14 protein-coding genes are annotated in these 18921 nt (G+C 50.6%); 4 read left to right on the top strand and 10 right to left on the bottom strand.

Features of this window, described 5'->3' with window-relative positions; all coding sequences use genetic code 11:
- Positions 1-5: 5 nt before the first annotated feature.
- Positions 6-2540 carry a M1 family metallopeptidase gene (locus G6R28_RS00255; protein ID WP_213792246.1) on the bottom strand — a complete coding sequence of 845 codons (2535 nt, stop codon included), beginning with the start codon at positions 2538-2540 and terminating at the stop codon, positions 6-8.
- Positions 2541-2730: 190 nt separating this feature from the next.
- Between G6R28_RS00255 and G6R28_RS00250 the strand changes: the two genes are divergently transcribed.
- The gene (locus G6R28_RS00250) at positions 2731-4806 is read left to right on the top strand and encodes a cation:proton antiporter (protein WP_213792245.1); all 2076 of its coding nucleotides are present in this window, start codon (positions 2731-2733) and stop codon (positions 4804-4806) included.
- A 43-nt stretch (positions 4807-4849) separates the two neighbouring features.
- Here G6R28_RS00250 and G6R28_RS00245 read toward each other — a convergent pair whose 3' ends face one another.
- The 5 genes from G6R28_RS00245 to G6R28_RS00225 form a co-directional block, all read right to left on the bottom strand.
- A complete protein-coding gene (locus tag G6R28_RS00245) occupies positions 4850-5458 on the bottom strand; it encodes a DUF1054 family protein (protein ID WP_213792244.1) in 609 nt (202 codons plus the stop codon).
- Entirely contained in the window at positions 5442-6299 is an 858-nt protein-coding gene (locus G6R28_RS00240) for a YihY/virulence factor BrkB family protein (protein WP_213792243.1), read from the bottom strand. Before G6R28_RS00240 ends, G6R28_RS00245 begins: the two co-directional genes overlap by 17 nt.
- A gap of 60 nt (positions 6300-6359) precedes the next feature.
- Positions 6360-7721, bottom strand: coding sequence for an FAD-dependent oxidoreductase (locus G6R28_RS00235; protein ID WP_213792242.1), 1362 nt, complete (start codon positions 7719-7721; stop codon positions 6360-6362).
- 105 nt (positions 7722-7826) lie between these two features.
- Positions 7827-8543, bottom strand: a complete 717-nt coding sequence (locus tag G6R28_RS00230) for a VIT1/CCC1 transporter family protein (protein ID WP_213792241.1) — start codon at positions 8541-8543, stop codon at positions 7827-7829.
- 11 nt (positions 8544-8554) lie between these two features.
- Entirely contained in the window at positions 8555-9229 is a 675-nt protein-coding gene (locus G6R28_RS00225) for a VIT1/CCC1 transporter family protein (RefSeq protein ID WP_213792240.1), read from the bottom strand.
- 158 nt (positions 9230-9387) lie between these two features.
- Between G6R28_RS00225 and G6R28_RS00220 the strand changes: the two genes are divergently transcribed.
- Entirely contained in the window at positions 9388-9789 is a 402-nt protein-coding gene (locus tag G6R28_RS00220; protein ID WP_213792239.1) for a Fur family transcriptional regulator, read from the top strand.
- A 57-nt stretch (positions 9790-9846) separates the two neighbouring features.
- Here G6R28_RS00220 and G6R28_RS00215 read toward each other — a convergent pair whose 3' ends face one another.
- Entirely contained in the window at positions 9847-11889 is a 2043-nt protein-coding gene (locus G6R28_RS00215; protein ID WP_213792238.1) for a peptidoglycan D,D-transpeptidase FtsI family protein, read from the bottom strand.
- Between the two features lie 119 nt (positions 11890-12008).
- Here G6R28_RS00215 and G6R28_RS00210 point away from each other — a divergent pair, with 119 nt between their 5' ends.
- Positions 12009-14654 carry a YfhO family protein gene (locus tag G6R28_RS00210; protein ID WP_213792237.1) on the top strand — a complete coding sequence of 882 codons (2646 nt, stop codon included), beginning with the start codon at positions 12009-12011 and terminating at the stop codon, positions 14652-14654.
- Positions 14655-14706: 52 nt separating this feature from the next.
- A complete protein-coding gene (greA, locus tag G6R28_RS00205) occupies positions 14707-15195 on the top strand; it encodes a transcription elongation factor GreA (RefSeq protein WP_213792236.1) in 489 nt (162 codons plus the stop codon).
- Between the two features lie 102 nt (positions 15196-15297).
- Here the strand turns inward: greA and G6R28_RS00200 are convergent, their stop codons facing one another.
- The 3 genes from G6R28_RS00200 to G6R28_RS00190 all read right to left on the bottom strand — a co-directional run bounded on the left by G6R28_RS00200 (position 15298) and on the right by G6R28_RS00190 (position 18915).
- A complete protein-coding gene (locus G6R28_RS00200; protein ID WP_213792235.1) occupies positions 15298-16242 on the bottom strand; it encodes a GRP family sugar transporter in 945 nt (314 codons plus the stop codon).
- A gap of 149 nt (positions 16243-16391) precedes the next feature.
- Positions 16392-17603 (bottom strand): glycoside hydrolase family 73 protein, encoded by a 1212-nt coding sequence (locus G6R28_RS00195; protein ID WP_213792234.1) that lies wholly within the window; start codon positions 17601-17603, stop codon positions 16392-16394.
- 79 nt (positions 17604-17682) lie between these two features.
- Positions 17683-18915, bottom strand: a complete 1233-nt coding sequence (locus G6R28_RS00190) for an acetate/propionate family kinase (RefSeq protein WP_213792233.1) — start codon at positions 18913-18915, stop codon at positions 17683-17685.
- Positions 18916-18921 lie beyond the last annotated feature (6 nt).

Genomic DNA, 18921 nt, shown 5'->3' with positions numbered 1-18921 from the left:
TATTTTTACTTCACCAAACCGTCCAAGGCTTTCACAACAGCGGCTTCCTGTGCTTCCACCAATTCGACACGGTTTTCAATCATTTGGGCATCGACCACGATTTCGCGGGCGATTCCCGGCTGATCCTTCTTGTCATCAAAGAAGGCGTTGAATTCATCCAACTTTTCACGGCTCTTAAAGATGCGGGCAATCACTGTGATATAAGAAGAGAAGGACATGTCCCCACCGAGGCGGTCAACCAACCAGTCCCAGTTCTCTTGGAACCAGGCCCAGGCAGCATCTTGGCCAACGGGGTTGGCCAAAACACCGGCAAACCAGTTACGCAGATCCTGTGGCTTGATGACAGCTGGGTCCTTAAAGGCAGCAATCAATTCCTTAATTTGCAAAGGATTTGGCGTTGCGGCCAAGGCAGCGGACAAATCCCGCTTCAAGGAAGCGTTTGACGTTTCCTGGTAGTCAGCCAAGAGACCGGCAAAGGTTTCTTGCTGATTGAAGTTCACCAGTTCGTTCTTCAGTACTTCGGTGCGACCATCAGCCGCCAGCTTTTGAGCGGAACCAGCCGCTTCAAATGCCTTGTGAGCCTCTTCTAACAGTGCTGGGTTCTTACCAAAGAGGGCAGCACCCACAACCACTGGCCGAGCCAGTTCATCCGAAACGGAATCGCTTGCCTTCTTGGCCAAGCCAAGGGCTTCAAAGCGTTCTGTCGACAAGCCACGGGTGAAGACTTGCAAGTAGGCTTCCGTCTTGGAGTCTGGTTCGGCAAAGACTTTGACAGCAGAGACGGCCTGGTAGACAAAGTCTTGCACAAGGGCCGATTCCGAGTTGGCCAAGAGTGGCAAGACCGGCAGGATGTCGGCATAGCCAACCTGGTTATCCTGGGCAAGCAAGAGGGCGTTTTGCAGGAACTGAGCCTGGTCAATGGCTGACAAAGTCGTCAACGCCTTGACCTGTTCGGCCAAAATCTCATCATCGTAAGAAACGATGTAGTGACCGGCGTTGCCGACGTTCAAACGGAATGGTCCGTCGGAAGCGGCCTTGATTTCTGCCCAATCACCCAAGTCGGCGCTTTTTTCCGTCAGCAACTTTGGCAAACCAGGGGCTGAGGCAGCCAATGGCACTTGCCAGAGGCGCTTGTCGTCTGCTTGCTTGTCACCAAGAACAAATGGTGTCTGGCGGACTTTGACACGACCGTCTTCGATGGCCACGGACAAAACGGGGTAGCCCGGTTGGTCCAACCAGGTCTTCATGATGGCCCCGATGTCTTGACCGGAAGCAGCCCCGAGGGCGGCCCAGAGGTCATCACCAGTAGCGTTGCCGTAAGCCTTTTTGTCGAAGTAGGCCTTCAAGCCCTTACGCAAGGCATCATCGCCAATCAAGGAACGGAGCATGACCAGCAAGTGAGCGCCCTTGGCGTAAACGATGGCTGGATCGAAGAGGGCGTCGATTTCTTCTGGGTGGTGCACGGCCACGTGGACGGGCTGAACACCTGGCAAGGCATCACGGCGGAAGGCAGCTTGCACGTCGTTTGCGTTGAAGCTTTCCCAGATGTGCCAGTCGGGTTCGATGGCGTCAATGGCCACGAATTCCATCATGTTGGCAAAGGATTCGTTCAACCAGAGTTCGTCCCACCACTTCATCGTTACCAGGTCACCAAACCACTGGTGGGCCAATTCGTGGGCGATCACCGTGGCAACAACCTGCTTCATGGACAGTTCCGTGTTATCGGGATCGACCAAGAGGTAGGCTTCCCGGTAGGTCACCATTCCCCAGTTTTCCATGGCCCCGGCTGAAAAGTCTGGCAAGGCGACTTGCAAGGACTGAGCCAGTGGGTATGGTGTTTGGTAGAAGTCCTCGTAGAATTCAATCGAGCGCTTGGCAATGTCCAAAGCGAAGTCCAAATCCTTTGCAGGGTGGGCCTTGGTTGCGTAGACGCCGACTTTGATACCGGACTTGGTCTTCGTTTCAATCGACTGGAAGTCACCAAAGGCAAAGGCCACCAAGTAGGTTGACATCTTGACCGTCTTTTCGAAGTAGTGGACACCGTCTTCGACGCGTTCTTCTGGCATGTTGGCAATGGCCACCTCACCAGGCTGTTCGTCAAACTTCAAAGCCAATGAGAAAGTCGCCTTGGCTTCTGGCTCATCGATCCCTGGAAAGGCCTGGCGGGAGAAGTAAGTCTCAAACTGTGTTGAAACGACTTGCTTGTCTTGCCCGTCGACTTGGTAGTAGGAAGGGTAAATTCCGTTCATGTTGTCGGTCAAAGGCGCCTGGTATTCGACTTCGATGGTTTGTGGGCCGACTTTTTCGACGTTAAAGCGAATCTGGTCGGCTGCGTCATCAACCGTAAAGTCGACGGCCCGGTCGTTGACTTTGACGGAAGAAACCTTCAAGTCGTGCTGGTGCAAGGCGATGGCTTCACGCTTGGCCTCCCCGTTCACGACGGTCTTTCCCTTGATCAGCTTGTCTGCGCGGGACACGTCGATGAATAAATCATAGTGTTCCGGTTCAAAGAAATCATAGAGACGTTCAATATTTGCCATCAATATACCTACCTTTTTATTAAAGAATTATGAATAAAATCTCACGTTGAATTCATTATAACCAATCGACCGGTAAAAAGGAAGGGGGCCACGCCCTTTCGCCCTTGTCTTTTTTGAAACTTTTGACACATTTCAAAGTCGCCCCAGATAATAGTAGTAACTCCATCTCTTGTAAAAAAAAGGAAGGCCCATGTCCCAACTCTACTTAATTGCCCTACTCTTACTGGCCGTCATCGCAGCCAACGTTGTCAAACCCTTCATCCCCCGCGTCCCGGATGCCCTGGTGCTCATTGCCGTCGGTGGCTTTTTCACCTTCATCCCCGTCTTTCGAGACTTCTCCTTAAATCCGGAATTCTTTCTCTTCTTGATCATCGCGCCCTTGATGTTCCAAGAGGGGCAGGGCATTTCCTTTGCCACCATGAAGAAGCATTTTAACGCCATCTTCCAACTATCGGTGCTACTGGCCCTCTTCGTTGTCGCTGTCGTAGCCTTTTTGACCGACCAAATTCAATCGGCCTGGCCCCTGACTTTGGCCATTGCCCTGGCCGCCATCGTCGTGCCAACCGACGCCGTGGCCGTCAAGTCCATGACAACCGGTTTAAAGATGCCAAAGGGACTAAACCAATCCCTTGAATTGGAATCCCTCTTTAACGACGCCACTGGAATCGTCCTCTTGGATCTGGCCCTTTCGGTCTATCAGCAGGGTTCCTTCGACTTGGTCAGCGCCATCGGCCACTTTGTCGTTGTTGCTTTAGGTGGCCTGATTGTCGGGGCGCTTGCTTCCGGTTTGATTGTTGCCCTGCGCCTCTACCTTTCCTTCCACGCCTCTTCGGCCCAGGCAACCACCATTCCTTTAAACATCCTGACTCCCTTTGCCATCTACCTCTTGGCCGAACACTTCCACCTTTCCGGCATCCTGGCCGTCGTGGCGGCCGGCATTGTGCATAACTACGAGCAGTCCCGCCTGCAGCTAATCGCCACGGAATCCCGGGTGGTTTCCGGAACGATTTGGCAAACCCTGACAACTCTGCTGAATGGAATCGTCTTTGTCATCTTGGGTCTTTCCTTGCCAAAGATTCTCAAGCTGATTGGCGACTTTGGCTTTCAAAAGTCCCTCGGCCTCTTCTGGCTGGCCGTCCTCATTTACGGAGCCATGTACGTTGCCCGTTTCCTCTGGGTCTCCTTCCAAAAGCAGGAACGACTGGTCGGCTTCTTTGGTCACTACCAAACCAAGGACCGGGCGAAACGAGCACAGATTTTCGGCATTGCCGGTGTTCACGGGGCCGTTACCTTGGCTTTGGCCATGTCACTGCCAAACACCGTCAACGGCAAGCCCCTCCCCTTCCAAAATGAAATTCTCCTGGTGGCCACACTGGTCATTTTGATTTCGCTCGTTGCGGCAACCATTGTTCTTCCACGTTTATTGGATAAAGAGGAACAGGCCTATAGCGAAAAGGAATTAAATCAGGCCCCCACGGCCATGATCGATGCGGCCATCATTAAAACTGAACAACGAATTCCTGACCATGCGATCAAGACCGCCATTGTCCAAACCCTGCAAACGCAAAAGCTTACCGTTGGCAGCCCAAAAAGAGGGCAGCACGAGCAAGCTTCCCTGGCATTGTTGACCAAGATCTCCGATCAACTGCAGGCTCACTTGGATGACATGATTGCTGAGGGCTACGACCAAGACATCATTGAGCGCTACAGCCGCTTCCTGCAGCGGGGACTTTTGACGCCAGCCCCCTCTCGGCACCCACTGGTCCGCATTAACCAGCGCCTGCACCACTACCAGCACGAATTTGCCTGGCACTGGAAGACGAAGACTTTCACCAAGGGGCAACGCCTTCGCTACCAAGAAGAACTCATGGCTCACAATCCCAAGGTAGCGGCCATAGTCGCCCAGTGGAAGGATGGTCGACAGGCCATGCTCAAGCTAAACGAAGACGTGCAACAGCTTGCCGACCAACTCCTGTCCCAAGCGCTAAAAGAAGAACTGGAGGCAGAGGAAAACACGGACAACGTGGCCGAAGTACGCCAATTACTCGAACGCTTCTTCCGCATCGTCGCTCACGACTACCAAAGGCAATCCGTCTCCGTCAAAACAGCCGACTACATCCAGGCCTTCGCCGACGAGTACAGCTATCTGTCGACACAGTTAGCCGCCGGCCAAGTCAAGGCCGCCGTCGCCAACGAACTCTATACCGAAATTAACCAAGCCCAAACCCTCCTGCTCATGGAACAAGGGGAAGGCGAAGAAGAATAAAAAAAGCCTGACCAAATCAATCGGTCAGGCTTTTTTTAATACCTTAATCGGCCAGTGCTTCGTACAGTGGCAGGAGTTTCTTTAGTGTCTCCAACAAATAGTCGAGGAGCTTATCTGAGTCTTCGTTCAACAAGGGCGAATCCTTTGGAATTTGACGACCAACCAAGACTTCGGCCGCCTTCACCCGGCCATAACGGTCGACTGCTTCCTGGTATTCGGCCAGGGCGTGCTTGTTGTTTTGCATGTGGTCTTGTGAGATGACAAAGTCGTCGGGCAAGGCCGCGACTTGATCCGCCAAGGCCATCAGCTGCTTGGCAATTCGTGGGCCATCGGATTTGACTTTCTTCATGTTTTCTTCAATGGCCAAATACAAGTAGAGGTGGTCCTCCCACATGCCTAATTCAAAGTGAGCCTCCATCTTATAGCCCCGCTTGTTTGGCGCAAAGGCCACCCAGGTGTTTTCGGGTGAGTTGACTTTGCGCATCTTGTGCTTGGCCACGTGGGCCACCCAGGGGCGGCCGTCTGCCATCAAGATGGGCATGGCGGCTTCAGCAAAGGCCTCAAACTTTGGGTCGATTACCTTGCGGACTTTGTCCATGCGACCGTCTAGAGTTTGGTCGTCAAAGACGGCAAAATCACTCTTTTGAAACATCCTTTTCTCCTCTCATCCAATGGAATTCCGATAACCAGGTCATGATGACAAAACCAATCACCAAAATGGCAGCCACTAAGTTTAGCCAAAGCAAGAAGACGATGATCGATGTCAAGGACTGGTAAAAGCCGTACTTGCCAAACTGAAAGTTAGCCAGCAGCGCAAAAACTTTGTTCAGTCCATTTAGCAAGGCCAAATCAAAGAGTGATCCAGCCAAAGAAGCCAAGAACGGTGGCCGGGCATTTTTGGCTGGTAGCTGGTAATTCATCCAGAGAATCACGAGCCAGAGGCCAATCAAGAGCAGCCAACGGGTCGGCGTCACCCAGAAGGCCAGGCCGGTAATCTCGTGCAGGTAAACATTCAAGATGTTGCCGGCAAAGACCATGACCGTGAAGGCCACGACCATCAATAGGAGCCAGAGGAAGGACCAGAGCCGGGCCAAAATAGGCAGGCCGGTCTCCTCCACGTCAGCGATTCGGTTAAAGGCCTCGCGCAAGACGGTAATCACCCGCGACAGCGACCAGAAAATAAAGAGAATCGACAGGGACCAGTAGGACTGAGTATTGGTTTTAGCCACCGAGGTCAGCACCGGGCTCAAAAAGTCATTGACCGAGCTTGGTAAAAAGTCGGCCATCATGTTGGTCAAGTGGGTCGTTGACACGTGCAGGGCCGAAATTAAGAGCACGACGGCGATTAACAGCGGGAAAAGCGTCAAGAGCACGTAGTAGGCAAAAGTCGGCCCCACCATGCCAACCTGGGACCGGGAAAAGTAGGTGACTAGGTCATTAATGTGGAGCTTTCGATCGAGGAAGCCCCAATATTTTTTGATTGATTTCGTCATAGTACTCTTATTATATAAGAAAAGAACGCCTTTCGGCGTTCTTTTTTCTTGTTCATTTAATTAAACGGATGGGATCTGACCAAGGGCCGTTTGAGCAGCCAAGTTCAAAACTGACCACTGGCGGTCAAAGCCAGGCTGGAAGAAGAAGTCGGCTTCGGCCAAGTCTTCCAAAGTCATCTTGCCCTTGATGGCCAAGGCAATCGTGTTGGCGTGGGCCGTCACGTCTTGCTTTGACAAAATCTGACCACCCAAGATTTCGTGGTTTTCAGGGTTGAAGGTCAACTTAACCAAGATTTCAGGGTTACCGTCCGTTACGAAGGTTGGACGAACCGTTGCCTTGTAGAGGGCAGAAGCCACGTTCAAGTTCATCTTTGACGCGTTGTTGGCGTTCACACCAGTCGTGGCCAACTTGTAGTCAAAGACGGAAAGGGCTGATGAACCGTTGACGCCGGCAAAGGCGCGGGCAGGCTTGTCAATACCAATGTTTTCAACGACGTAGCGTGCTTCCCGACGAGCCGTTGAAGCCAAGGCGATTGGCGCAGCCTGACGGGCTGGGGCAAAGAGTGGCTTGATGGCATCACCGATAGCAAAGACGTTCTTTGCAGAAGTCTGCAAGTAAGCGTTGGTCTTGATGAAGCCACGGGCATCCAAGTCAACCGTGCCTTCCAAGTACTTGGTGTTTGGCTTAACACCAGCAGCAACGATGACCAAGTCGGCGTCAAAAGCCTTGCCTTCGTCATCCTTTACGGCTGAAACCGCGCCCTTTCCTTCAAAGGAAGCAACGCCGTGGCCCAAGTGCAAGTTGACACCGTGTGAAGTCAATTCGTCAGCGATTGGACCGGCCAATTCTTCATCCAAGTAGTTCCCCAATGGACGGTTAATCATGTCGATAACCGTTACGTTCTTGCCTGCTTCGGCAAAGACTTGGGCGGCTTCGATTCCGATGTAACCCGTTCCGACAACAACGACGTTCTTCACGTCCTTGTCGTGCAACTTTTCGTCGATCTTGGTTGCCCAGTCACGGCCGCGCATCAAGAAGACGTTGTCCAAATCAGCCCCTGGCACTGGCAAAGTCATTGGTGACACACCAGACGAAATAATCAACTTGTCGTATGAATCCGTCAACTTCTTACCAGTCGTTTGATCCAAAACCGTCACTTCTTGCTTGTCTGTGTCAATAGCTTCGACCAAGTGGTTGGCCAAAACCTTACCACCGTATTGTTCGATGTCAGCAGGCTTGAAATTGCGCACGGCGTCACGTTCTGTGACCTTGCCCTCCAAGAAGAGTTCCATTCCACAGGACATGAAGGAGATGAAGTCCCCCGCTTCGTAAACCGTCACGTCAACGTCGCTGTAGCGCGTCAGGAGTTCGTGAGCGGATTCGTGTCCACCGTGGGATGCACCAATAATAACAACTTTCATAATAAAGCCTCCAATTAATTCAACTTTTTTCGATAGGTTTATTATAGTTCGTTTCATCACAGAAGAAAAGCCCGAATTTCGTAAAATCCAAACTAAACCAATTGATTAGAACAGGAGTCCGATGCCGTAGTGAATAGCGATGGTAACAAGGCCCACCCAAATATTTCGCCAAATGGCACGCTTAACCATTCCCTGTGAAAATAGGGCGGAAAGCAAGCCGGTTAGGGCCGAAGCCACTACCGTGGCCAAGATGGCTGCCAAATACTGGTATTCAACCGGGAAAATCAGCAGGGCAACCAGCGGGAAGACCCCACCGAGGGCTGCTGAAAAGGTTGATGAAACCGCAGCAGCAATTGGCGAGACATAGTGGCCCAGAGTCATGTCGTACTTAACCGACAAAACCGTTTCCAATGGCTTTTCAGCCAGCAATTCACAGGCGATGGCTTTGGCCGTTTCAGGACTAACCCCACGATCCGTGTAAAAGGCGGCGACGTCTGCCACCTGTTCGTCAAAGTCGGTCTTCAACCGGGCCTTTTCGCGAACAACGGCGACTTTTTCGGAATCGGCTTGGGAAGAAACCGCGGCGAACTCACCAGACCCCATTGAAAGGGCGCAGGCGAAGAGGTCGGAAAGGCCGGCCAAAACGATCACCAAACGGTTGGACGTTGCGGCGGCTACGGAAAAGACCACGCCGACAACGGTCAAAATCCCGTCGTTTGATCCAAGAATTCCAGCTCGAATCGTGTTCAAGCGCTCTTCCATGGTTTGACCAGATTGTTTATTGGCACGCTTTTGCTGCCATTTTTTAAAGATTGCAGTCATGCTCCTACTCCTTACTTAAAGAGTGACCCAATTAAGAAGGTCACGACCATCGTCAAGATTCCAGACAAGAGGTTTCGGATGGCCCCCTTGGTCCGGTTGGCGCCGTTAACAACGGCGGCCAGGTAACCGGTAATCAGCAAAGCAATGAGCACCGCCAAAAAAGTTGCCATGATCCGCAAGTTAGGTGAGGCGACCGCCATGAAGGCCATTGGCAATGCGGCCCCGGTTGGAAAAGTCACAAAGGACACCAAGGCGGCCCCACCGGCTGACACCTGTGACTTCAAGGAGAAGCCGTGTCGTTCACGGACCGTTGTTTCCAGCGGGTCCTTCTTCATCATCTCTTCCGTGGCCTGGGTTGCCAGTTCCTCTGAGATGCCATCGGCCCGGTACTTTTCTTTCACAAAGTTAAATTCTTCGTCGTAATTATTCTTCAAAGCCAATTCTTGACTGTGGCGGGCCTTTTCTTGTGCATCGTGCGATGACCGGACGGAGACGAACTCCCCCATGGCCATCGAGACCATCCCGGCCAAAGTCCCAGCAAAGCCTGACAGCATGATTGCCCCAAGACTTTGACCGGCTCCGGCGACCCCGACGATAATACCAGCAACGGACAAAATCCCGTCGTTGCCTCCCATAACACCGGCCCGAACCAAATTATTGTGGGCCATTAACGATTGCTTCTCCATCAGCGTTCTCCTCTGTTGTTAAGAATGGTTCTAATTTATTATACTAAGGATTCATTTTTCTGTCAATCATTTAGTTTGTTTCATTCTAAGGAAATGTTTGTATTGTTTCATTCTAATGTTATAATTGACATGAAGTTAATATTAACTAGGAGGTTAACATGCTGAATCCATTAAAGAACGTTCTGCAAGAACATCAGCTAAAAGCAACTAGCCAGCGTCTGACCTTGCTTGAATACATGATGACCCACGATAATCACCCAACCGCTGAAATGATCCACAATGATTTGCCCCACATTTCCTTAGCCACCGTTTACAACACTTTGGAAAAGTTTGTTGAGAAAAAACTGGTTGTGATTATTGATGGTATTTCGGATGGCAAGCGTCACTACGATGCTGCTGACCACCCCCACTACCACGTCATCAATACCAAGACCAACGAAATCATCGATGCGGCCAACTTTGACCCAGCACCCTTGATTAAGGCTGCTCAGGCTGCAACCGGCCTCAAAATCACGGAATACCGCATCGACTTGTACGGAGTTGAACCGGATGCTAAATAACAATCAAACACGAAAAAGACCTCTTGGATAAAAATCCAAGAGGTCTTTTAATTTTGCTTATGAATTGTTGCTTGCCACAACCATCTGCCAGAAGGCTTCGATGATCTGCTTAGCAATTCGTCCGTTGGTTCCATCCAAATAGGAATCCATTCCTGGAATGGCCAAGGACATGGCAAAAGGCGTGCCCGGCACATAGACAACCATTGATTCGGTAAAAGTCGTGTGCCCGTTAGTCGACGTTTCGGCCGTTCCAGTCTTGGCATAGACCTTTGGCGTCATGTTGTGCAAGGCCGTTCCCGTGTTGTGAGAAGAAGAACCGTTGGCCACTTGGTACATTCCATCCTTGATGACTTTCCACTCGTCATCAGTCAAGGAAACCTGGGACTGTAATTGTGGTTCGGCGGTCCAGACCGTCTTTTGGTACTTGCCATCCTTGTCCGTCTGCAAAACGGAGCCAACCAAGTGCGGCTGAACCAAATATCCACCATTGGCAATGGCCGAAACGTAACGGGCCAATTGCAAGGTCGTGTAAGAATCATACTGACCAAAGGACTCGTACAAATACTTACCGATGTTGGTTCCGGTCGTCAGCCCCTTATAACCGGCCGTTTCACCTTCGACATCGATGCCGGTCTTGGTTCCAAGGCCGAACTGGCCCAGGCCATTTCGAAGCGTCTGGAAGGCGTCTGAACGAAGGTGCAGAGAAGAACCAGAAGAGTAAGTCTGACCCCCAATCTTCATCCCCAATTGAACGAAGTAGGTGTTGGAAGACGTTTCCAAAGCCGTTCTGGCATCAATTGGCGTCGGCGTTCCGTTCTTGTTCCAGTAAGACGTTATTTCAGGAGTTCCCTGAATCTTAATCGCCTGATCGTTCATGGTGTTGGAGGTTGGCGTCACAACGCCCTTCTGGAATCCGGTTGCTAGAACGGCTGGCTTGATAACCGACCCCATGACAATTGCCTGGTTAATGTTCCCCAGCTGGTTGGCCGTCTTCTTTCCGGTCGAAGAATCCCGACTAACCCCGGCCATGGCGTAAATGCCACCGGTGTAGGGGTTTATGACCGTTGAATAGGCACCCTGAACGTTTCCACCAGGCAGGTTGTCTTCAAGAATCTGTTGGACTTTCTTCTGGTACTCAGCGTTGATGGTCAGCTTAAGCGAATCACCCGATTGTCCCTCGTACTTAATCGATGAAGTCTTCAAGTTCCCCAAAGTCGTCACCGTCGTCTGCGATGGTGAACCCTTCAGCAAGGATTCATACTGCTTTTCCAAAGCCGAGGTTCCTACTGGTTCGTTTTGCGAGTAGCCCTGGGCCAGCAAACGGTGCAGGCGGTCAGCAGGCAGCCCAGCCGATTCGTCGGTCACGGTACCAGTCAAGGACTGGAAGTCCGTGCCCTCAGGATAATTACGGGACCAGGATTCGCCAATCTTCACACCGGGCATGGACGATAGCCGTTCGGCAATCTTGGCCTCGGCGTCGTCTGAAATGTCGGACTCCTTGATATAAGTTGTCGATAAGGCCGAAGCCCCCGACATCTTCTGGAAAATCATCGCCACGTTGTCGTCAACGTTCTTGTCCAAGTCGTGCTTCATCACGTACTGGGCCATGGCCGTGTTCAATTGTGTCGTTGACCAGGCAGAGGCCTCACTGGCGTTTTCCTTTTTAACGGCGGTCTGGACTTTTGTGGCTGCCTTCTCATTTGTCACCAAGTAGTAATCAGCCTTTGAACGGGGGTTCAAACGGCTGGTGTCAATGCTGATGTACTTGGATAACTTTTGGGCCACGTCGGCAATCTTTGTCGTGGTCGTTGTGGCCCCACGGGTGTAGGTGATGGCCAAAGCCGACTGATTGCCCGTGATGACTTTTCCGGTTGAATCATAAATCAAGCCACGGGGGGCGTTCCCCTTTTCAACGGTTTGGTCCGAACGGTCCACTTCAGATTGGTAGCCAGCTCCCTGCTTAATGGTCAAAAAAGCCAGTTGAATTAACAGGGCAGCAATAATGGCAATCACGAGGCCAAACAAGAGCTTTAGCCGTCCAGGCAGGTTGGCCCGGGCGTCGTTTTTGTTGCCATCTTCGAAATAACGGTTACGGTTCATAATAACGCTTCGTCTTTCCAAGAAAATTCGAGTGAAACACTCCTTCTCAATCTCTTATACTTTACCATATTGACCGAATTTTCCGCTAAAATTCGATGATTTTTTGGTATTCTTAAAGCATGACTAATCGTAAGAATCTTTTTGAAAAAATCACTTACTCACCGGTTGCCCTTTCTTTTTGGCTGCCTTTTTTCTTTCTGCTCACCTATTTCATATACCGCCACATGGCCCCCTTTGGTTCATCAACCATTCTAACTGTCGATTTGGGCCAGCAGTACCTGGACTACTTCGCCCAGTTTAAGGAAACCTTGCTAAAGGACCCATCGGCCTTTTTTTACTCCTTTTCCTCTGGCCTAGGCGGAGACATGGTCGCCGAATGGTCCTACTATTTAATGTCGCCCTTTAACCTTTTCTTTCTGCTCGCAAACGCCAGCACCTTACCGGCCTGGATTCTCCTGGTCACCCTGTTAAAAGTCGCCACCGCCGGCTTAACGATGGCCTTCTTCTTAAAGAAAGTCTTCCACCTTGAAGGCTATGCCATCACCCTCTTGGCCATTAACTACCCCCTTTCAGCCTGGTTCATCGCAAACGCCCTAAACCTCCTTTGGCTGGACGCGGCCATTCTCCTGCCCCTTTACATCTGGTCTTTTCACCGCTTTATTCAAAAGCAAAAAACCGGCCTCTTTATTTTGCTCCTAGCCGGTATTCTCATCTGCAACTACTACATCGCTTGGATGATTGGGCTCTTTACCATTCTCTACTTGCCCTTGGCCCTCACCATGGAGGGCGCCTGGAAGCGCAGCGGCCGCCTGTTCTTAAAGCTCTTGCCAGCCAGCCTGCTAGCCCTTGGTCTAACCGCCTGGCTCTGGCTGCCAACCTTGGTCCAATTGCAATTAGGTAAAACAACCCATGCGCCCAATTGGACCCTTGGCTTTGAAAACAACCCGGCCTTTCTCTTCTTTAAATTCGTCCCCGGTTCCTTTGACTTTGACCAAATGCAAACCGGCCAGGCCAACTTCCTTGTTGCCCCCATTGTCCTTTTCTTTTTGTGGGCCTTCTTTTCGGCAAGAACCATCTCCTGGCTGGAAAAGTCGCTGGCCACTCTTGCCTTAGCCATTCTCTTCTTAGCCACGACTTGGACACCGCTCGTCTTGCTCTTCCACGGCGGTCAGTACCCCGTCTGGTACCCAGCCCGCTTCTCCTTTTTGATTTCCTTCCTATTGATTGCGCTGGCTGCCAAAGGCTATCAACAAAAAGAAAAGGGGCAAAACTGGCTGCCAAGTATTCCAGCTCGACTCTTCTTTTTGGTCAGCCCGGTGGTCATTACGATTATCGGCTCCCTCTACTTGGACCAAGTCACCTACCTGGATAAGCCGGAGTTGCTTACCTTCCTTTTCGGCTACCTGCTGCTTTTACTGGCCCTGCTCTTTTCAAAGAACAAGGTCCGTAAAGTCCTCCTTCTTGTTTTAACCGCCGCCTTCTTGTTTGCCAACCTGGCCATGACGTTGAATCACTTGGCTTACTTAAGCCAAAAGGAATACCAAACAGGAGCTCGGCAGGTTGATCAGGCCGGTCGAGTCCTTTCCAAGGACAAGTCCTGGTTCCGCTTGGCCGAAGGGCTGGGACGAACCTATAACGACGCCTTTCTCGGTCACTTCAAAGCCGGTTCCCACTTTTCCTCCCTCCTTCCCGCTCAATCGGCCAACTTCTACCAAACGATGGGACAGATTTCAGGGGATTCCAAGCTTTCCTATAATAATGGGACAACCGTGCTCGACAGCTTACTTTCCTATAAGTACTATTTGACCGAGAGCAAGGACCGTCAGCAAAAGTCGACGGCCTCCTTAAAGAAAAGTACCCGCTTTGACTACGATTCAGCACCGACTTTTGCAGCTGGTAAGGGTTGGGTCATTAAGGAAAACACCGACGCCCTACCCGTCGCCTACGCCGCTTCAAAGGACGCCCTAAAGATGCCCATCAGCCCCCGTTACCCATTAGCTAACCAAGAGCGCTTGCTGACCTACCTCAGCGGGCAAGAAAAGCAGCTATTCATGACCCAGGAACCACTCACCATAGCGGCCACTAACAACCTGGAACCCATGAACCGAATTACCGGTGGCATCATGACACCGATTAATAAGAAAAACGGGGCCTCTCTGGTCTTAACCTACGAGGCTAAGGCAGGTAAAAACTACTACCTGAACCTAGGTGGCGCGCTGGGCCTTTCCAATGTCACCTTGCGTCTAAATGGGCAGAAGCTCAAGCAGGAAAGCGGCTACAACCACACGGTGGCGCTAAACTTAGGAAACGGCCAGCAAACCGGCGAACAGCAGTTGATCATCACCCTTTCGCCTGGTGTGAAGAACCGTTACCTCGACGACTTGGCCCTCTATGCCTTCGACCAGCAGATGGTCAAAGAAGACCTAGCCAAGCTCAAGCAACACCCCTTGCAGATTAAAAAGGCCAATTCCCGGCGCATTGAGGGAACAATCACCAGTACCAAGGACCAGTCCTTGATTATGACCAGCATTCCAGCCGCCCCCGGTTGGCAGGCAAAAGTCGATGGCAAAAGAGTTCAGACGCAGACCGTTGCCAACGGCCTGCTCGCCATAAAAACAAATCCCGGCCAGCACCAAGTCGTCTTAACCTACACGCCGCCACGTTTCTGGCAGGGACTTTGCCTTTCCATTCTTAGCCTAGGCATTGTTTGGCTACTTTTCTGGAGCAAAAGAAAGTTCTCACTTGCACCTAGCAAGCGGCCGTGATATAGTCAGTTTGCTGTATTTTTTATGCCAAAGGCATTGAAAGGATGAAATCATGGCGGAAGAAAAAACATTCCCAATGACGGCCGAAGGCCGTGACAAATTACAAGCTGAGGTGGAAGACTTAATCACCCGGCAACGTCCCGAAATTACGAAGCGAATCCAAATCGCCCGTTCATACGGTGACCTCTCCGAAAATTCGGAATACCAATCAGCAAAGGACGAACAAGCCTTTGTCGAAGGCCGCATCGTGACTTTGCGTAAGATGATTGAAAACGCGGAAATCATTTCCGCTGATGACTCTGCCGCTGACGAAGTTGCCATGGGTAAGACGGTTACTTTCCAGGAATTGCCCGATGAAGAACCCGAAACTTACACCATTGTTGGTTCAGTTGAAGCCGACCCATTGTCTGGTAAGATTTCAAACGAATCACCAATGGCAAACGCCTTGATCGGTAAGCGCCAGGGTGAAACCGTGAAGGTCCCCTTGCCAAACGGTGTCGATATCGAAGTGAAGATTTTAAAGGTCGAAACGGCCAAGTAAGCAAAAAAGGACTGCTGAGCAGTCCTTTTTCTTTTCTCCAAAACAGAAAAAAGAAGGAAGACCCTGAGGGCCTTCCTTCTTTTATTTTATCTTCAATCATTCTTAGGCAAAGGAGTGAATGTTTCCAATGATCATGGCACCGACCACAACCAGAACCGTACCAATCACGATGGCCTTCATCTGCGTTGAGCTCTTCTTTTCCTTCAAGATGTAAATACCACCGAAGGTACCAACCACGATGCACAACTGTGACAAAGTCGTCGCGATGGTCTGACCAATCTTAGGGTTGGCAGCGGCAGCAAACATAAAGATGTTTCCAAGGGCCCAAACCAAACCGGTTACCAAGTTCTTCCAAGTTGGCTTTGCAAACATTGTCTTGCCTTCGCGGAGTACGAAGACGGCGATGAAGAGCGCCCCAATGACCTGACCGATGGCCTGTGGGCCAACGATGGCCGTCATGTAGTTCAAGCCGTTACCGGCCGAACGGACTTCCTCTGAAACGTAACCAATCTTGGCCAAGAAGTTTGGAAAGACAAAGTAGAGCATGAAACCAACCGTTGACATGATCAAGTAGAAAATTGACTTTGAATCAATCTTGGAAGGTTCTGCAGCGGACTTGTCAGGCTTTGAGATAAAGATGGCACCCGTTACAACCAAACCGATTGAAACGATTCCAACAAGCCACATTGCAGCAGACGTCCATTCACCAAGCAAAGTAGCCGCCAACAAGGCGTTCATGATGATCTGGCCGGCCGTTGAAAGGGGTACACCGAGTGAGACGCCCATTTCCTTAAAGAGCAAGAACTGGAAGGCCATTCCCATTGCCCAGACCAAACCAGACAAGAGACCGACAACCCAGATGTCCGTTCCCATGTAGAAGCCGTTTGGCAAAACATAGCCAAACATCGTGATCAAACCGAAGATCAAGGCTCCGGCTGACATTCCCAGCGTTTGTTGTGCGGCTGAGCCACCCATCTTGGTTGAGACAAGACCAACTGACCCCCAGAACAAGGCGGGGAGTAACGCCATAATAATTGCAAAATCCATGTTAGTGGACTCCTTTCACTTGTTTACATCCATTATTGTAACTTAATGTAAACGCTTACACAACCCTTTTTCAAAATTATTTTACATTTATTGCAAAAAAGCATAGTTGAAGGTATATAAAAAAGTCGACCACTTGGTCGACTTTTCTTTTACTTATCGTATTTGGCCAAGTTCCAGTTTTGAATAATCCGGATAATGGCTGCAGGATAATTGGGATCCGTTGCGTACGAATCATCATAGAGGGCCTGGGCCGCGTCTTGATAGTTCGTGGCTGCCAAAACATCCTTAAACTGATCACTGTTCCAAGTGTTTCCCTGAACCAGGGTCTTGGCGTGGGCCTTCATGGAGTCCTTATAGGAGGCGTAAACCGCAAAACGCGCCTTCTTTGTCACCGTCTGCCCGTTTTCCACTTCCTGGGTTTCCAAGACGACGGACTTGCCAGCCGTTGTATCGTCTGTCTTAACACCATAGAAGTTGTTGTACTTCGAGGATAGTTCAGAGTCATCCCAGTTGGATTCGTGGATGGCCTGGGCAATTGAGATTGAAGGCAGGATACCGTACTGGCTCTTCAAGTCCTGTGCATAAGAAGCAATCTTCTTAATGAAGGCCAAGCGGCGGTTAAACTCCTGCTTACCTCCGTTTTCAGCCAGCAAGACAGCGGTTGAAACGGGCAAACCGTTTTCCTTCAAAGCAGCGTAATAGCCCTGCATTTCCTTGTCCGTCCGCTTTAACAAGTCGCGAACCAAGTCGTTGGCTGACTTTTCGTCCTTAATCTTGTAAATGCCCGGCATGACCAAGTCGTAAAGGGTCAACCCAGACTTGGCATTCAAGAAGAGCTTTGGATACTTCTCCTTCATTTCCTTCATCAAGTCCTTATCCGTATAGGCGGATAGAAGGGCTGATTTAGAAACGTTAGCTGCGTCTGCCAAAGTCTGCGCCGTCTGCTTGTCCGTCTTGTTGCCATCGATGTAGGTGTAGGACGAATCAAGCACGGGTTCCTCACTTGGTCCCTGAGCTAATTCTTGGTAGACGTTGTCAATGCTTTGAACGGGCGAGAACAAATAAGTACCGGCCGAAATCGACTTGGCCCCGTAGCGTTTGGCATAGCGAGTCAGGTACTTGCCATTGCGGATCAAGCCCTTAGCCTGCAGCTTCTTCCCCACTTGTTCAACGGAGTCCGAAGAAGACAGCTTCACCTCGGTCAAAGTCATGTCGTTGGGATTTTTGGCTGCATAACCCTCGTGGTTAATATAAAGGCCAGCGCCCACGCCAAGAACCAGCAGTGCCAAGAGCACAAAGATGCCGTTTCGAATCGGATGCTTTTGCTTACTGCGTCTTCTTTTTGTAAATTCGGTTTCCATCGTTTTGACTTTCCTGCCTATCATGGAAAAGACACCCCCGGTTAACAGGCGGTGTCTATCTCATTTTCAATTCGTCTTTTTACTTCATCAATGACTGCACATCACGAGCAATCATCAACTCTTCATCCGTTGGGACAACCAAGGTCTTAATCTTGGCATCCGCAGCCGAAATGTCGGCTTCTTCTCGGCAGCCTTCGTTCTTTTTCGCATCAATCTTGATGCCAAAGTAACCGAGACGGTCAGCGACTTCTTCACGAACCCAGTCGGCGTTTTCACCGATACCAGCAGTGAAGACAATGGCGTCGGCCCCATCCATCTTGGCCACGTATTGCCCGATGTAGGAAACCACACGGTCAACAAAGATGTTAATGGCCAATTCCGCCTTGTCATTGTCCTTACGAGCGGCACGCAAGTCGCGCATGTCAGAAGACAATTCAGAGATTCCCTGCAAACCAGATTGCTTGTTCAAAACGGTCAGCATGTCATCGTTTGACAAGTTTTCCTTACCTTGAATGAAGGAAACCAAAGAGGCGTCCACATCACCAGAACGAGTAGCCATCGTCACACCGGCCAATGGGGTGAAGCCCATTGATGTGTCAAAGGACTTGCCGTTCTTAACCGCCGTAATCGAAGCACCGGCACCCAGGTGGAGGGTGATCAGCTTCAAGTCTTCGAGAGGCTTACCCAAGAGTTCGGCTGCCTTACCGGCAACGTAACGGTGAGAAGTTCCGTGGGCACCATACTTACGAGCCCCGTACTTTTCATAGTACTTGTAAGGAAGTGAGTAAAGGTAGTTCACCTTTGGCATGCTCTGGTGGAAGGAGGTGTCAAAGACAGCCACTTCCGTTGCCTTAGGCAAGAGCTTTTGGAAGACGCGAATACCCATGGCGTTGGCTGGGTTGTGCAATGGCGCATAGTCGGCCAATTCATCAATCTTTGCCAAAACGTCATCTGTGATCAAAACGGACTTGTCAAAGTATTCACCACCAGCAACGACACGGTGACCAACCCCAACGATTTCGTTAAAGTCTTCAATGATGTCAAGTGCTGACAGCTGCTCTAACATCATGTTAATGGCCACGCTGTGGTCCTTGATTGCAGTTGTCGTTTGGAACTTGGCCTTTTGACCCTTGACCGTCACTTGGTCACTGGCCTCTGCCTTATCGTTTGCTTCGAACTTGATCGTAAAGATGGCATCGTCCATCCCGATTCGTTCAACCAAACCTTGAGCAATCACTTCTTCAGCAGGCATCTCCAACAATTGGAACTTTAATGAAGATGAACCAGCGTTAACGGCCATAATCTTTGCCATGAATTT

It is taken from the genome of Fructobacillus papyrifericola, assembly GCF_018437235.1.
Classification (GTDB): domain Bacteria; phylum Bacillota; class Bacilli; order Lactobacillales; family Lactobacillaceae; genus Fructobacillus; species Fructobacillus papyrifericola.
This window is presented reverse-complemented; position numbering and strand designations above follow the sequence as displayed.

Excerpts from the sequence above, each read along its gene's own strand:
- G6R28_RS00255 (WP_213792246.1), bottom strand. The coding sequence starts at position 2,540 with ATGGCAAATATTGAACGTCTCTATGATTTCTTTGAACCGGAACACTAT.
- G6R28_RS00250 (WP_213792245.1), top strand. The coding sequence starts at position 2,731 with ATGTCCCAACTCTACTTAATTGCCCTACTCTTACTGGCCGTCATCGCA.
- G6R28_RS00245 (WP_213792244.1), bottom strand. The coding sequence starts at position 5,458 with ATGTTTCAAAAGAGTGATTTTGCCGTCTTTGACGACCAAACTCTAGAC.
- G6R28_RS00240 (WP_213792243.1), bottom strand. The coding sequence starts at position 6,299 with ATGACGAAATCAATCAAAAAATATTGGGGCTTCCTCGATCGAAAGCTC.
- G6R28_RS00235 (WP_213792242.1), bottom strand. The coding sequence starts at position 7,721 with ATGAAAGTTGTTATTATTGGTGCATCCCACGGTGGACACGAATCCGCT.
- G6R28_RS00230 (WP_213792241.1), bottom strand. The coding sequence starts at position 8,543 with ATGACTGCAATCTTTAAAAAATGGCAGCAAAAGCGTGCCAATAAACAA.
- G6R28_RS00225 (WP_213792240.1), bottom strand. The coding sequence starts at position 9,229 with ATGGAGAAGCAATCGTTAATGGCCCACAATAATTTGGTTCGGGCCGGT.
- G6R28_RS00220 (WP_213792239.1), top strand. The coding sequence starts at position 9,388 with ATGCTGAATCCATTAAAGAACGTTCTGCAAGAACATCAGCTAAAAGCA.
- G6R28_RS00215 (WP_213792238.1), bottom strand. The coding sequence starts at position 11,889 with ATGAACCGTAACCGTTATTTCGAAGATGGCAACAAAAACGACGCCCGG.
- G6R28_RS00210 (WP_213792237.1), top strand. The coding sequence starts at position 12,009 with ATGACTAATCGTAAGAATCTTTTTGAAAAAATCACTTACTCACCGGTT.
- greA (WP_213792236.1), top strand. The coding sequence starts at position 14,707 with ATGGCGGAAGAAAAAACATTCCCAATGACGGCCGAAGGCCGTGACAAA.
- G6R28_RS00200 (WP_213792235.1), bottom strand. The coding sequence starts at position 16,242 with ATGGATTTTGCAATTATTATGGCGTTACTCCCCGCCTTGTTCTGGGGG.
- G6R28_RS00195 (WP_213792234.1), bottom strand. The coding sequence starts at position 17,603 with ATGGAAACCGAATTTACAAAAAGAAGACGCAGTAAGCAAAAGCATCCG.
- G6R28_RS00190 (WP_213792233.1), bottom strand. The coding sequence starts at position 18,915 with ATGGCAAAGATTATGGCCGTTAACGCTGGTTCATCTTCATTAAAGTTC.